The organism is Lapidilactobacillus wuchangensis, from assembly GCF_003946645.1.
GTDB classification, from domain to species: Bacteria; Bacillota; Bacilli; order Lactobacillales; family Lactobacillaceae; genus Lapidilactobacillus; species Lapidilactobacillus wuchangensis.
Genome location: NZ_RHOU01000008.1, coordinates 22349 through 36809, shown reverse-complemented (window position 1 = coordinate 36809; position 14461 = coordinate 22349). Strand labels below are relative to the sequence as shown.

Below are 14461 nucleotides of genomic sequence, written 5' to 3'. Positions count from 1 at the left end.
GGGATTAATTGGGCACAAATTTAGTCGATATTGCCGATTTTTCAAGCTTATCAGCTACGGCGATTGAAAATTTTCAACCCGAATAATTGCGTTTTAGTATACTAAATAAATTTATTTTTATTGGAATGATTAGTTCGTTTCGAAAATCCTTGCGTATTACACGAGTTTCTGAGTAATTTTCTGAATTCAAAATATTCTTTTAATGCCTGCACGAACAGCTGTAATTGTTTGCTGGGCCCCTTTGCCTTGAACACCAGGATGAAATGGCAGCCGAAATGCTCGGACTCGATTTGCTTGAATGGCTTGTGTCAATGTTGGCTCAGTGCTGACGTTACCAGCTTTTATCTGCTGCAACTGTGCCGTCAGCAAATTCATAATTTTATCAGAGCGGCGACTTTTATGAATTGCTAAGACAATGTCTAGTGTTCGCGGCTGGTTTTGGCCATGAACTAATAAATCATTAGCAGTCACCAGCAGATGATCAACAATCTCAGCATCACTGACACCAGCCCAGACATTCTGCGCATTGGGATTAGAATCCCATTTATTAGTGATCATATCAGTCACAAAAGCACCAGCTAGCTCGAGCTGAAACTGATTCGGCTGTAAATTCTTCGCTAAATAACGCAGGCGGCGATCAGTTGTACTGGGATGATGAAAGGCCTCAAAATCAGCATCACTAACTAACGTTTTTTGACTGGCTGGGTTGGTTAAAATCACCAGAGTTTGCCCATTAAAATTAGTTTCATTTGCTTGAATGGCGGCCTGAAACGAAATGTGATCGCCTTTGGTATTGCCAATTGTTGCTGGTGGATTCAGTGATTCTTTCTGGGAATCCTGATAAACCAGCCAAGAAGCGGTATTGCTGTAATTGCGATGGGTCGCAAACCAATTAAAATCGGCCCCTGATAAATTGCCGTATTGTTGCTCAGCATTAAATTCAAATTTTGCCATCTGCCGTACCCCCACTATTATTTATAGTTATCTAATCCCTATTTTTGCGCTTTGATCAGCCAGTTTCAACTGGCATTGAATTAAGTCGTTCCTTAGTTGTGAGCGGCAGGGGCCCAGCGATTTTGTGGGCGTGGAACGCTGTGGCCGTCGATTGAAGCCAATTCAAAAACCGAATTGTCTTCAATACGAGGCTTTGACTAGCTGCTAAAGCAGCAAGACAAATTTCACAGCTGACGCCAATCGTTGGGCCCCTGCCTGGATGAAACTGACAAATTTGATCGCCACTATTTGGCCGAACCAGATTGTAGGGAAATAAAAAAGGTGTGACAATTTCTACTGGAAAATAGAGTTGTCACACCACTTTTTTAGTTGCTGTTCAACTATTACTACTGATTGAATTGAGTTAATGAATCCTACTAACACTGCCTTAAACACTAACAAATGTGAACTGCACTAACTCAACTCCAGACGAAATGGAGGGATCTTGGCGTCAGCCGCCAAATTGTTCTTAGTGGCTGTGCCACTTAGAACAAGGCTTGTATTTGAGATTGTTGCAAAGCAATAAGCTCAAATCAACGCCGGCCGCGTTCCACGCCAAGCAGCCCGCAATGTAGTCAAAACAAGTTCTGTTTAAACATCTTCTCAGAATCAAACACTCTGCCATCCTCATTCAGGAAGCGCTTTACGGACATTTTTGTCATCGCTGTTATACAACAAAATTATCTTACAACACTTTCCTTTATTATCGCGAATTGCATAATCATACATCCCACTTATTATTTTTTGCTCACAAAAAAGCAGCGTTAATTCTGACTTAAAGTCAAAATCAACGCTGCAGCGAAACATGTTTTTCTTTTTTAGTTGAAAGTCCGGACTGGGGTGATCAGTTGGATGTAATGTTCTTTGTCCTCAGATGGGTATAACGTAAATGGCCGTAAGTTGGTGGTGAAGGCCAAAATAATATCAGTGGCACCAAAGGCCCGTAAGGCATCTTTCATATAATCAGGGTTAAAGGAAATATCTAATTCTTCACCTGACAAAGTTGAAATTTGTAAGTTTTCTTCAGTGGTCCCTACGTCTGGCGAAGTACTGGATAGCGTTGCCACATTGTTGGCCGGATTTAAAATCAAGCGCACCACGTTACTGCGACTAGCGTGAGATAACAATGAAGCCCGGTCGATGGCAGATAATAAATCGCCGGCAGATAATTGCAAAGTGGTGTTGGCATCTGTTGGAATTAATTTAGTGGTGTCAGGATAATTTCCTTCTAGTAAGCGTGAATAGAATTTCGTATTGCCAAAGGAGAATAAGACTTGATTTTCATTGATTTTTAGGCTGACGTCTTCTTTAAGATCAGCTAACATCCGGCCTAATTCTAGTAAACTTTTACCAGGAATCACTAAGTTATAAGTGCCAGTAATATTTTCTAAGTCCAAGCGACGTTGTGCTAAACGATGGCTGTCAGTCGCTACTGCCAATAGGCCATTACCGTCGATCATGAAATGAACCCCAGTTAAAATTGGCCGACTTTCTTGGTTTGAAACAGCCAAAACGGTTTGGTTGATCAAGTCGCGCAAAATGTCAGCGTTAATTTTCAGTTCATTTTGTTCTTCGATTTCTGGTAAGCGTGGATAATTATTGGCATCGAAACCATTAATCGTGAATTCTGATTGGCCTGAAGTTAAAACGGTTTGGAAATTGTCGCGAACATCAAAGGTAAAGGTTTCATCAGGTAATCGTTTAACTACTTCACCAAAAAAGCGCGCACTTAAAACAACGGCACCAACAGATTCAACTTGTAAATCCAGTTCTTCATCAGTAACAGGTAAGAATGATTCGATGGAAATATCAGCGTTGCTCCCAGTTAGTTGCAAACCATCATTAGTTAAATCTAATTTAAGACCTGTCAAAATTGAGATGGCAGTTTTTGAAGGGATGGCACGTGAAACATCATTGAAGTAACGTAAAAAAGCAGTTCGATTGATCGTGAATTTCATAGAAGTTCCTCCTAGGTGTTTAGTTAATTATATAAAGCTTTTAAAAGTAATAATAGTAGGGCCTGTTGAAGCTGTGGAAAACTGACTTGAAGAAATGATTTTAATTGTTTTCCACTGTGGATAACTTGTGGAAAGATTTGGGGATGATTTTTTAATTATCCACAGGTCGCTTTTTTAACCCTGCAATAATTTCCGCAGATCACTGAGTTGTTTTTTCAATTCAGCATCGCTAAGTAAGTTTTGACTAATTTTATCGTAAGCGTGAATCACGGTGGTGTGATCTTTGCCGCCGAATTCTTTACCAATTTTTGGTAGGGAATTTTCGGTTAATTCTCGGGAAAGATACATCGCGATTTGGCGCGGTTCGACAATGTTTTTAGTTCGTTTCTTACCTGTTAAATCGGAAACTTGCAGGCGATAATATTGAGCGACGATTTCCTGAATTTTGCTAATGGATAAGCCGCGTTCAGCGGAAATCTCTTGTAAACCGCGGAGGGCGGCCATGGCGTTTTCTAAATTAATATCGATTTTGTTAATGGTGCAGTAAGCTTGGACGCGGACCAGCGCGCCTTCTAATTCACGGATGTTAGTGTCGATTTGGCTGGCGATGTAGCTTAACGTTTGGTCATCGATTTCCAGACCTTCAGCTTGGGCTTTGTTCCGCAAAATCGCAATTCGCGTTTCCAAATCTGGCGGCGTGATATCAGTTGATAATCCCCATTTAAACCGTGATACTAACCGATCTTCCAGCTTTGGAATTTCGTTTGGCACTCGATCAGAAGTGAGGACAATTTGTTTTTTATTTTCATATAACTTGTTGAAAGTATGGAAGAATTCTTCCTGAGTCGCTTCTTTTTCAGCGAAGAATTGGATATCGTCAACCAACAACAAATCGACGGACCGGTATTCGCGGCGGAATTCTTCTTGGCGCCGAGTTTGAATCGAATTGATGAAATCATTGGCGAATTCTTCACTGGTGACGTATTTGACCTTCGCTTTAGGATTGCGTCTTAAAACTTCATGGCCAATTGCTTGCATCAAATGGGTTTTACCTAAACCCACACCGCCGTAAATGTTCAGCGGATTGTAAATTTGTCCCGGTTCTTCGGCAGCTGATAAAGCCGCGGCTTGAGCGAGATAGTTGCCCCCACCAGTGACAAAATTTTCGAAAGTATATTTGTCATTTAAGTGGGTGTCATGAGAGTAGACTTGCCCTGGTTCACCAGGATCAATGACTGCGGTATCTTCCTCAGCCACTGGATCCTCGTTTTCATTTTTGACGACGAGTTTAATATTTAAATTCTCACCACTAATTTTTTGCAACGAAACCGTTGCTTGGTCGATTAACCGAATTCGCCAATAGTCAGCGTGGTACTGCGAAGGTACCTCCAATACCAACGTTTGATTGCTGACTCGCAGCGGGACAACGGTTTTGATCCAGGTTTCATAGCTTAATGGTTCGAAAGTTTTCTTATACTCGGCGTCCAATTGTTGCCATAGTAATTTCGCGTTATCCATGGTGACGCCCCTTTAATTGGAAATAAAAAATAAAGATACTGCTTCAGTATACAAGAAATAGGCGTAAAAAAAAAGTTTTCCACAGATTTGCCGAGAAAAAATAAAAGTAATGCACAGGTGATAACAAAATTATCCACAGGCTGTTGATAAAGTGAATAAGTTAAATGTATTTTGGCAGTTTCCACAACAACCTGTGGACAAACAGTCGCGTTAGGACAAGCTTACATTCAGGTTATCCACCATTCCCCAAGCTGTGCGTAAAGTTATCCCAAAATCGGTGAATTATCGAAATTGTCCCCAAAACCAGTGGACAAACATTTTTTAAGTGGTGACTTTTCCACAGCCTATCAACAAGAAAATTTGCGAAAATGTGTATATTTTATGAAAAAAATCGCAACTGCTGGTTTATTTTTAGGCGCGCATATGATAGTATATTTAAAGTAATTGCGCTTGAAGAACTTTTCGAAAAAAACGATCTTCATGGTGTATCCACTTATAGTAGGAGGTGCCACACACATGACAACAAAACGGACATATCAACCAAAGAAACGTCATCGTCAACGCGTTCACGGTTTCATGAAACGGATGAGCACTAAGAACGGCCGTAAAGTATTAGCAAGACGTCGTACTAAAGGTAGAAAAGTGTTATCTGCTTAAGGCCACTGAAGTTTCAGTGGTTTTTTTATTAGGTCGACAATTTGTGGGCCTAATTTGGTAGTTATTCGAAAAAGAGCTGCTCAATTGCTTGATCCGAAAACACCGCTATCCAAATTTGCGGATATCGGTGTTTTTGACTTTAAAGGCAATTAAGTGCTTTTTAGCAAACTCGTTATTTTTTATTTTACTGAGTGAAAGTTTGGGTTCGTGTAATGCGTAAACGTTATCGAGTAAAGAAAGAGCGGGAGTTTCAACAAGTATTTGAAGCTGGTCACTCGAAAGCAAATCGTAATTTTGTGATTTATCAGCTACCCAAAACTGGGCAAGCTCATTTTCGCGTGGGCATTTCTGTTGGCAAGAAAGTTGGTCACACCGCCGTTTGTCGTAATCAAATTAAACGTTATATCCGTCAAAGTCTGCAGGAATTAGAGCCGCAATTACGGCAAGATGTGGACTTTTTAGTGATTGCGCGTAAGAACGCTAAAAATTTGGATATGAAAGAGACTAAAACAAATCTAATCCATGTGCTAAAATTGAGTCAGTTGTTGAATCCAAAACAAGAAAATCAAGTCGATTGATTCGTGAGGGAAAATTAGTGAAGAAACGACCACAGTTAAAGAAAATCATTTTGCTGGTCTCATTATTAAGTCTTGTTATTATTTTGGCCGGCTGTTCTAATTTAAATGCCCCGATTACTAGTAAAACACCTGGTTTTTGGGATCATTATATTTTGTATCCATTCTCTTGGTTTATTTTGAAGATTGCGTCATTCTTGGGCAATAGTTATGGCTGGGCAATTGTGGTCTTCACCATTATTGTGCGGATTATTTTGTTACCGCTGAACCATTTCAGCACCAAGAATATGCAGAAGCAAAGTGCGATTCAACCAGAATTGCAAGCTTTGCAAAAGAAGTACAGTGCTAAAGATGCAGAAACCCAACAAACATTACGGCAAGAGTCACAGAAATTAATGTCCGAAGCTGGCGTTAACCCCTTAATGGGCTGCTTACCAATGTTGATCCAGTTACCATTCATGTACGCTTTGTACCAAGCTATTTGGCGGACAACTGAATTGCGACAAGGGACTTTCCTGTGGATGCAATTAGGTGAGAAAGATCCGTATTACATCATGGCAATTTTGGCGGGGATCTTCACATTCTTGGCAACTTATATTAGTAATTTATCGATGCCCCAAAGCGGTGCTTCTGGCAAAGTCATGATGTACGTCATGCCGTTAATGATTACCATTCCAGCTTTGAACATGGCTTCAGCAATTACGTTATACTGGGTTATTTCTAACGCATTCCAAGTTGTCCAGACACTGATTCTGCAAAACCCATTCAAGGCTCGGCGTGAACGAGAAGCCAAAGAAGCGGAAAAACGCGAAAAAGAAAAGGCGTTGCGGCGGGCACGGAAACGTGCTTATCGACGTCATTAATTTCAAGTTTAAGAAACTGGAGTGAGTGATCAATGGCACAATTTGAAGGCGTCACTGTCGACGCTGCAATTGCAAATGGTTTAAGTGAATTAAAGTTAACTAAAGCTGAGGCTTCAATTGAAGTGATTCGCCCAGCTAGTCGCGGTTTTCTTGGTATCGGTAAGAAAACGGCCCTAGTTGAAGTGGTTATTTCACCAGAAGTTAAAGCCAAGAAACAACAAGTTAATGAGCAAAAAATGCAACAACATATGCGTGCTGATGCGGCCAATGACCCACAGAAATCCGTCGTTAAGGCGGCAGCAAGCACCGCAACTACTAAGGCAGCCACAGCGGTAGCAACGAAACCAGCCAAAGCTAAAAAAGTTGCAGAAACACCGCGTAGTGATGAACAAGCAGTTAAAGATTTGGCGGTTTATTTAACTGACTTAACGAAACGACTGGGCGCACCATCATTAGTACGAGTTGAACAAAAACCTCAGGAAATTATTTTCCATTTGGATACTGCCAAAGAAGGATTATTGATTGGCAAGCATGGCCGCTCGATTAATTCATTGCAGTATTTAAGTCAGACTTTCTTCAATCATCGTGGTCGAACTCATCAGATCATCGTCTTAAATGTCGGCGATTATCGGGAACGACGTGATCGAGCGTTGACAGCATTGGCTAAACGGACAGCCCGTGATGTGATTGCTGATCATCAAGCGGTTTATTTAGACCCAATGCCATCATTTGAACGTAAGTTGATTCATACGTTATTGGCGGACAGTCCTTACGTGGAAACTTTCTCTGAAGGTAACGATCCTGATCGTTATGTAGTCATTGCCCCACGGAAAACCGTGAAATTACCTTAAATATTTAAAAAACGACCAGTTGCTGATTAACAGCGCTGGTCGTTTTTTTTGCCAAGTCGTTTCTTTGAATGAACACCGTTAAACAGAACAGATTTTGACTGCATTGCGGGCTTGCTGGTTGTGGAACGCGGCCGGCATTGATCTAAGCCAATTACAAACCAAATTGTCTTAGATACAAGCCTTATTCTAAGTGGCACAGCCACTAAGAATAATTTGGCGGCTGACAACCACGCCCTCCATTCCGTCTGGAGTTGAGATAGTGCATTTCATCATTGTTCGATTTTAAGGCAATCGTAGTGGGATTAATCAACTTGATTCGAATTGTGATGACAATTGAATAGAGCACAAATAAGTCTGTTTGACAGTTTGCACAATCTGCACGGATATCAACAACAATCGGTTTGCTTTTTAACTATTTAATGATACAATGAACTTACAAAAGTGATTCAACAGATTAGTCACCAAAGCCCACAACTACCGCTAATAGTTGTGGGCTTTTTTTTACATTTATTTAGTTAATAAACGGGTGGGTTGAATGATTGCCTTGGAATTACTACTTGCGGTTACTCAACCAGTAATTAAAAAGTGCCAATAGGACACCCACAAGTAACTGAACCAAAAGTGATTCAATCATAATTAGTCACCTCCAATCTGCCTGAGGTTTGTCAACAGATTGACAAGGCAACATCTTTATTATGACATAAAATATTGTTAATTTGTAAACAATATTTTTGAATTAGTAAAGTGAAAAATCTATTAATTGCGTATTTATACGTTTTTTATAAAAATTAGGTATGATAATTTTGATCAATTTTTAATCGAGACGGCAGGATCCTTGCGATTACATTAATGACCTTCGCTTTAAGTTAGCAAACCTAATATTTATTGAATAACAAAGCGTGATTGACAGTTTCTTTAAGTGAGACTAAAGAATGTCGATCACGCTATTTTGATAACTATTAACAGGAAAGCATTATTGCTGTTCCTCAGTTTGTAAGGAATGTTGATTTTAAGTTCAGAAGCCGAGATCAGTGTCAATGAAGATATTCCTTGAGATTCACCCAATACTGGATAGTTCGAGATTAGTATTAGTCATCTGCCCATTTTGCTGGGACGGTTGATAAAAGCACACCAATAGAAAGTACCCCAATGATAAAAACAGACCTAACTATTCTTTTAGACAAATCATTTCCCTCCTTAAATTTTATTGGTGTCGATTGGATTTTAATAGAAGTAGATGAGGTTTAACGCTTAACTTAAGGACTTTCCATTGCGAAGGTAATGCGAAAAAAATTGAGCCAATAATTAAAACATTTAACCATTTCACTAATTCCCAATTTCGTTGCAAATGAATCAGCTCCTTAATTAAATTGTTATGTCAATCACATTATAGAAGATAACTAATTTATTTGCTAGTCCCAGTAGACGTCAAATATGTTTGTAGTTTAGTTTGAATGTAACTTTAAATTCATGATCAATTTCTGAATTGGTACTAATGTTACTACATTGCAATTCAGATCGAGTTGATTAGTCCCCACTATTCTTGCTTCAAGTTCGAAAAAAGCTGACGTGCACCACCTCAACTCCAGACTGAATGGAGGGCGTGGTTGTCAGCCGCCAAATTATTGTTAGCGCTTCAGCACTTACAATAAGACTTGTATCTGAGACTTTGTGCAACAAAGGCTCAGATCAACGTCGGCAGCGTTCCACAACCAGCAAGCCCGCAATGCAGTCAGAACCAATTCTGTTTCAACACCTCACTAGGTTTTAATTGTTTTGAACTTTCATTTGAATCAACCACCACTCCTCACACGCTATTTTGACAAATCGCAATTTTTGGCTTATATTATGTCTACAAACTGAATTGATGAAGTAGTCAAAGTGCTTTATCTGTCATTTTCTTTTTTAGTGGACCAATTTGGATTGGTTAGCTGACGAAAGTGGCGGATTTTAGGCGCTTTTTTTATGTTTATAAATAGAAAGAGGTTTTCGCAAATATGGCAACTGTAACGGAATATGATACCATTGCCGCAATTTCAACGCCGCCTGGTGAAGGGGCCATTTCAATTGTGCGGCTGTCTGGCGATCAGGCAGTCGCGTTGGCTAATCACGTTTTCAAAGGGGCTAATTTAACCAAAGTCACCAGTCATACGATTCATTATGGCCACATTGTTGACCCCCGCGATCACCAAGAGTTGGACGAAGTAATGGTGTCAGTGATGTTAGCGCCGAAGACGTTCACCCGTGAAGATGTGGTGGAAATTAACTGTCATGGTGGGATCGTTGCCACCAATCGCATTTTACAATTATTGCTGGCAGTTGGTGCGCGCATGGCCGAACCGGGTGAATTTACTAAGCGGGCCTTTTTGAATGGGCGAATTGATTTGACCCAGGCTGAATCCGTGATGGATTTAATTCGCGCCAAAACTGACCAGGCGATGAAAGTTGCTTTAACGCAATTAGATGGTAATCTCCAACATTTAATCAAAAACTTACGTCAAGAAATTTTGCAAGTATTGGCCCAAGTTGAAGTTAATATTGATTATCCAGAATATGATGAAGAACAATTAACCGCGCAAATGTTGCGGGAAAAAGCGATTCAAGTTGAACACGAAATTGACCAACTGTTAGCGACAGCTGACCAAGGTAAAATTCTCCGTGAAGGTTTGGCAACAGCGATTATTGGCCGGCCTAACGTTGGTAAATCATCATTGTTGAATTACCTGTTGCATGAGGATAAAGCGATTGTTACCGATGTTGCTGGGACCACGCGGGATGTGCTTGAGGAATATGTCAATGTTCAAGGCGTACCGCTGAAGTTGATCGACACTGCCGGTATTCACGAGACTGACGATAAGGTTGAAAAAATCGGTGTCGCTCGTAGCAAAAAGGCTTTATCTGAAGCTGATTTAGTGATTTTAGTGTTAGATGCCAGTGAGGCTTTAACGAAAGAAGATCGGGAATTGCTGGACTTAACGGCTCAGCAAAAGCGCATGATCGTGCTGAATAAGGCTGATTTAACGTCGCAAATTACGCCAGCAACCTTAGCAGCAATTGGCGTTAAAGAAGATCCGATTGTCGCTTCGGTCAAAACGAAAGTTGGCCTGACGACGATTGAAACGGAAATTAAGACGTTATTCTTTGGTGGCATTGAAAATCAGCAAAAAGATATTTTAGTGTCAAATAATCGCCAAATCGGTTTATTACAACAAGCTCGGGCGTCATTACAACAAGTGCTATCAGGTTTAGATCAGGGTTTACCAGTTGATTTAGTCCAAATCGACATGACTACTTGTTGGGATAAGCTCGGTGAAATTACTGGCGAAAGTGCACCTGATGAATTGATTACACAACTGTTCAGCCAGTTCTGTTTAGGAAAGTAGGTTAAATTTTGGAAGTAAAGCGATATCCTTCAAAAGAATATGACGTTATTGTTGTTGGTGCTGGCCATGCTGGTTCTGAAGCAGCTTTAGCCGCCGCCCGCATGGGTCAAAAAACATTATTATTAACAATTAACTTGGATATGGTGGCCTTTATGCCATGTAATCCTTCGGTTGGTGGTCCTGCTAAAGGAACAGTCGTCCGGGAAATTGATGCTCTTGGTGGGCAAATGGGCCGCAATATTGACGCGACTTATATTCAAATGCGGATGCTAAATACTGGTAAAGGTCCAGCCGTACGCGCCTTACGCGCCCAAGCTGATAAGGCCGATTATCACGCCGTTATGAAAGACACGATTGAGAAAGAACCTAACTTAACTTTACGCCAAGGTATGGTTGATGAAGTGATGGTTAAAGACGGCGTTTGCCAAGGCGTTGTGACGGCTACTGGTGCACAATATTTTGCTAAAAGTGTGGTTTTAACAGCGGGAACTTCTTCACGGGGCAAGATTATTATTGGTGAATTGACCTACTCATCAGGTCCGAACAACTCTTTGCCATCAATTAAATTGTCCGAGAATCTGGAAGATTTAGGATTCAAATTGCGCCGGTTTAAGACGGGGACACCACCACGAGTTGATGGTAATACGATTGACTATGATAAAACCATCGAACAACCAGGTGACAAAACACCACATCATTTCTCTTACTTAACTCCAGATTCAGCTTACGTTAAGGATCAATTGTCTTGCTGGATGACTTATACCAATGGTACGACTCATCAAATCATCCGCGATAATTTAGACCGGGCGCCAATGTTCTCCGGCATTATTGAAGGGGTTGGCCCCCGTTATTGCCCTTCAATCGAGGACAAAATTGTCCGTTTTGCTGACAAACCACGGCATCAACTATTTTTGGAGCCAGAAGGTCGCCATACTGAAGAGTACTATGTTGGTGATTTCTCAACTTCAATGCCGGAAGAAATTCAATTGAAGATGCTTCATTCCGTTGCTGGTTTGGAACATGCCGAATTAATGCGTCCTGGTTACGCCATTGAATACGATGTGATCGAGCCTTGGCAATTAACCCATAGTTTGGAAACTAAAGTAGTGAAGAATCTCTTTACAGCTGGCCAAATGAACGGGACTTCTGGTTACGAGGAAGCTGCCGGTCAAGGCCTGGTTGCTGGGATCAACGCGGCTTTGCGAGCTAAAGGTGATGCACCCTTTACTTTAGGTCGGGATGAGGCTTATATCGGCGTTATGATCGATGATTTAGTAACCAAGGGAACTAATGAACCTTATCGTTTATTGACGAGTCGTGCGGAATATCGCTTGATTTTGCGTCATGACAATGCTGATTTGCGTTTGACTGAGAAGGGTTATCAACTTGGCTTGATCTCTGAGAATCGTCACCAGCACTTCTTGGCTAAAAAAGCCGCAATTACCGCTGAATTACAGCGGTTAGATGCTTATCGAATCAAGCCGAAGCAGCCAGGTGTTGCTGAACTGTTGGCGGCTAAGGAGATGGCGCCATTGCAAGATGGTATTTTAGCTAGTGAATTTCTGAAGCGGCCCCAGATTAGTTATGCTGATTTGATGACGATCATGCCAAATGCTGAACCAGAGTTGGACCGTTATAGTGCCGAACAAGTCGAAATTCAAACGAAGTATGCTGGCTATATCAATAAGGAACAACAAAAGATTGCTCGTTTACGCCGCTTAGAAGCAAAGCAAATTCCAGCTGGGATCGATTATGAGGCCATTAATGGTTTGGCCACAGAAGCGCGGCAGAAATTGACCAAGATTCAGCCAGAGACGATCGCCCAAGCTTCACGAATTAGCGGGGTCAATCCGGCTGACTTAGCGATTTTGAGTGTATATATTGAACAAGGTCGGATCGCCAAGGTCCAGTCATAATTTTTTATGATAACTGAAGTTAAATAGTTATGAAAATTAGCGCTGATTGCGATTTTAAGATGGCAATCAGGGCTTTTTTGTCCTTTAATAGTAGTAGAGGTGTTGAACGTGGGAAAATTCCGGGCAAAATTAGACTTTAATCATTTAGCATATATTGGTAAAGGGCTGTTAGTAGGGCTGATTTCTGGATTAGTGGTCAGCTTATTTCGTTTGCTCATCGAAAAATCAATTAAACTGTGGCAATACTGGTATGGCTTGGCTCATCAACAATGGCAGTGGTTGCTGTTGATTGGCGCCATCTTGATCATCATTGCCAGCATCAATGCTTTTTTGATTAAAAATGAACCTCATATTATGGGCTCGGGGATTCCCGAAGTTGAAGCGCAGCTGGCCACAACACTACATTTAAGTTGGTGGTCGGTTTTATGGCGCAAGTTTGTCGGTGGTGTTTTAGCAATTGGTTCGGGACTCTTTCTTGGGCGTGAAGGGCCCTCGATTCAGTTAGGTTCGTCGATTGGTCAGGGATTCGCTGAATTGACCCACGAACACGAAACCAACAAACGGGTGCTATTGGCGGCTGGCGCGGCTAGTGGCTTGTCAGCAGCTTTTAACGCACCCATGGCGGGGACCATGTTTGTCTTGGAGGAAGTTTATCATAATTTCTCGCCATTGGTTTGGATGTCATCATTGGCCGGCGCGCTGGGCGCCAACTTTATTTCATCGAACTTCTTTGGCCTGACGCCAGTTTTACAAATTCATTATGATACGAGTTTTCCCTTAAATTTATATTGGCATTTACTGTTATTAGGTGTCGTGCTTGGCCTCTTAGGTATTTTGTATCAACAAGTGTTATTGTACATGCCCCGGCTTTATCAAAAAATTCCCCGCTTATCGCGGCGTTGGGATGGCATTGTGCCCTTGCTGTTGGTCATGGTGGTTGGTTATTTCTGGCCCCAAACTTTAGGTGGTGGCAATGGCTTGATCTTAAGTTTGGCACAACAACAGCCAGCCGCAATTATCGTGTTAGGTCTGTTTAGCCTGCGGTTTATTTTCTCAATGGTTTCCTATGGCTCTGGTTTGCCCGGGGGCATTTTCTTACCAATTCTGACTTTGGGAGCTTTAATTGGCGACCTGTACGGTGTTTTAATGGTTCAGGCCCATTTGCTGCCAGCACCATTAATTATGAATTTGGTTATTTTTGCCATGGCGGGTTATTTCGCGGGGATCGGTAAGGCGCCATTTACGGCGATTTTGTTGATTACGGAAATGGTCGGCAGTCTGAGCCATTTAATGCCCTTGGCGGTGGTTTCATTAACGGCCTACTTAGTTGTCGATGTGCTCGGTGGTGAGCCAATTTACGAATCATTATCAGCGCGAATGAAGCTAAATCAGACCTTGGCGAAATTAACGGGACGGAATGATCGTCTAGAAATTCCTGTGTTTGAAGGGACCCGCTTCGTGGGCACAGAAGTTCGTGATATTTCCTGGCCTAAGAATACGTTATTAATGTCAATTCGTCGCGGTTCCAAAGATGTGATTCCCAAAGGCGATACTGAAATTCGGGCCGGAGACACCTTAGTTGTGCTGACTGATCACGATCGCCGCGCCCAAGTAAAGGCGGAGCTGCTCGCCTTTAGTCGTGAGGCGGATCAATTACGACCTTAAAAAACGGTTGATTTTATTTCCCGGGCAATAATTTGTGTTAAAATAATAGGGTTTGAATTCATAGTTGAAATATTTGCTCAAA

13 protein-coding genes are annotated in these 14461 nt (G+C 41.5%); 8 read left to right on the top strand and 5 right to left on the bottom strand.

Features of this window, described 5'->3' with window-relative positions; all coding sequences use genetic code 11:
* Positions 1–186: 186 nt before the first annotated feature.
* The 3 genes from EKM82_RS07585 to dnaA all read right to left on the bottom strand — a co-directional run bounded on the left by EKM82_RS07585 (position 187) and on the right by dnaA (position 4469).
* Entirely contained in the window at positions 187–954 is a 768-nt protein-coding gene (locus tag EKM82_RS07585; RefSeq protein ID WP_125767697.1) for a hypothetical protein, read from the bottom strand.
* Positions 955–1811: 857 nt separating this feature from the next.
* Positions 1812–2951: a DNA polymerase III subunit beta gene (gene dnaN / locus EKM82_RS07580; protein ID WP_125767696.1), complete on the bottom strand. Its 1140-nt coding sequence runs from the start codon at positions 2949–2951 to the stop codon at positions 1812–1814.
* A gap of 174 nt (positions 2952–3125) precedes the next feature.
* Positions 3126–4469: a chromosomal replication initiator protein DnaA gene (gene dnaA / locus EKM82_RS07575; RefSeq protein WP_125767695.1), complete on the bottom strand. Its 1344-nt coding sequence runs from the start codon at positions 4467–4469 to the stop codon at positions 3126–3128.
* 516 nt (positions 4470–4985) lie between these two features.
* Here dnaA and rpmH point away from each other — a divergent pair.
* The 4 genes from rpmH to jag all read left to right on the top strand — a co-directional run bounded on the left by rpmH (position 4986) and on the right by jag (position 7415).
* On the top strand, positions 4986–5126 hold the full coding sequence (gene rpmH, locus EKM82_RS07570) for a 50S ribosomal protein L34 (protein WP_125647113.1): 141 nt from the start codon (positions 4986–4988) through the stop codon (positions 5124–5126).
* 212 nt (positions 5127–5338) lie between these two features.
* Positions 5339–5704 carry a ribonuclease P protein component gene (gene rnpA, locus EKM82_RS07565; protein ID WP_125767694.1) on the top strand — a complete coding sequence of 122 codons (366 nt, stop codon included), beginning with the start codon at positions 5339–5341 and terminating at the stop codon, positions 5702–5704.
* Positions 5705–5721: 17 nt separating this feature from the next.
* Entirely contained in the window at positions 5722–6564 is an 843-nt protein-coding gene (gene yidC, locus EKM82_RS07560) for a membrane protein insertase YidC (protein WP_125767693.1), read from the top strand.
* A 32-nt stretch (positions 6565–6596) separates the two neighbouring features.
* Positions 6597–7415: an RNA-binding cell elongation regulator Jag/EloR gene (gene jag / locus EKM82_RS07555; protein WP_125767692.1), complete on the top strand. Its 819-nt coding sequence runs from the start codon at positions 6597–6599 to the stop codon at positions 7413–7415.
* Positions 7416–7441: 26 nt separating this feature from the next.
* Here the strand turns inward: jag and EKM82_RS11470 are convergent, their stop codons facing one another.
* Together EKM82_RS11470 and EKM82_RS11965 are read right to left on the bottom strand one after the other, a co-directional pair.
* A complete protein-coding gene (locus tag EKM82_RS11470; RefSeq protein ID WP_164508169.1) occupies positions 7442–7642 on the bottom strand; it encodes a hypothetical protein in 201 nt (66 codons plus the stop codon).
* A 326-nt stretch (positions 7643–7968) separates the two neighbouring features.
* Positions 7969–8049 (bottom strand): type I toxin-antitoxin system Fst family toxin, encoded by an 81-nt coding sequence (locus tag EKM82_RS11965; RefSeq protein ID WP_125767798.1) that lies wholly within the window; start codon positions 8047–8049, stop codon positions 7969–7971.
* 960 nt (positions 8050–9009) lie between these two features.
* On the opposite strand from EKM82_RS11965, the gene EKM82_RS11465 reads away from it, so the two are divergent.
* The 4 genes from EKM82_RS11465 to EKM82_RS07535 all read left to right on the top strand — a co-directional run bounded on the left by EKM82_RS11465 (position 9010) and on the right by EKM82_RS07535 (position 14379).
* The gene (locus EKM82_RS11465) at positions 9010–9186 is read left to right on the top strand and encodes a hypothetical protein (RefSeq protein ID WP_164508168.1); all 177 of its coding nucleotides are present in this window, start codon (positions 9010–9012) and stop codon (positions 9184–9186) included.
* Between the two features lie 226 nt (positions 9187–9412).
* Positions 9413–10798 carry a tRNA uridine-5-carboxymethylaminomethyl(34) synthesis GTPase MnmE gene (mnmE, locus tag EKM82_RS07545; RefSeq protein WP_125767691.1) on the top strand — a complete coding sequence of 462 codons (1386 nt, stop codon included), beginning with the start codon at positions 9413–9415 and terminating at the stop codon, positions 10796–10798.
* A gap of 5 nt (positions 10799–10803) precedes the next feature.
* On the top strand, positions 10804–12714 hold the full coding sequence (gene mnmG / locus EKM82_RS07540; protein ID WP_125767690.1) for a tRNA uridine-5-carboxymethylaminomethyl(34) synthesis enzyme MnmG: 1911 nt from the start codon (positions 10804–10806) through the stop codon (positions 12712–12714).
* 99 nt (positions 12715–12813) lie between these two features.
* Entirely contained in the window at positions 12814–14379 is a 1566-nt protein-coding gene (locus EKM82_RS07535) for a ClC family H(+)/Cl(-) exchange transporter (RefSeq protein WP_404802895.1), read from the top strand.
* Positions 14380–14461 lie beyond the last annotated feature (82 nt).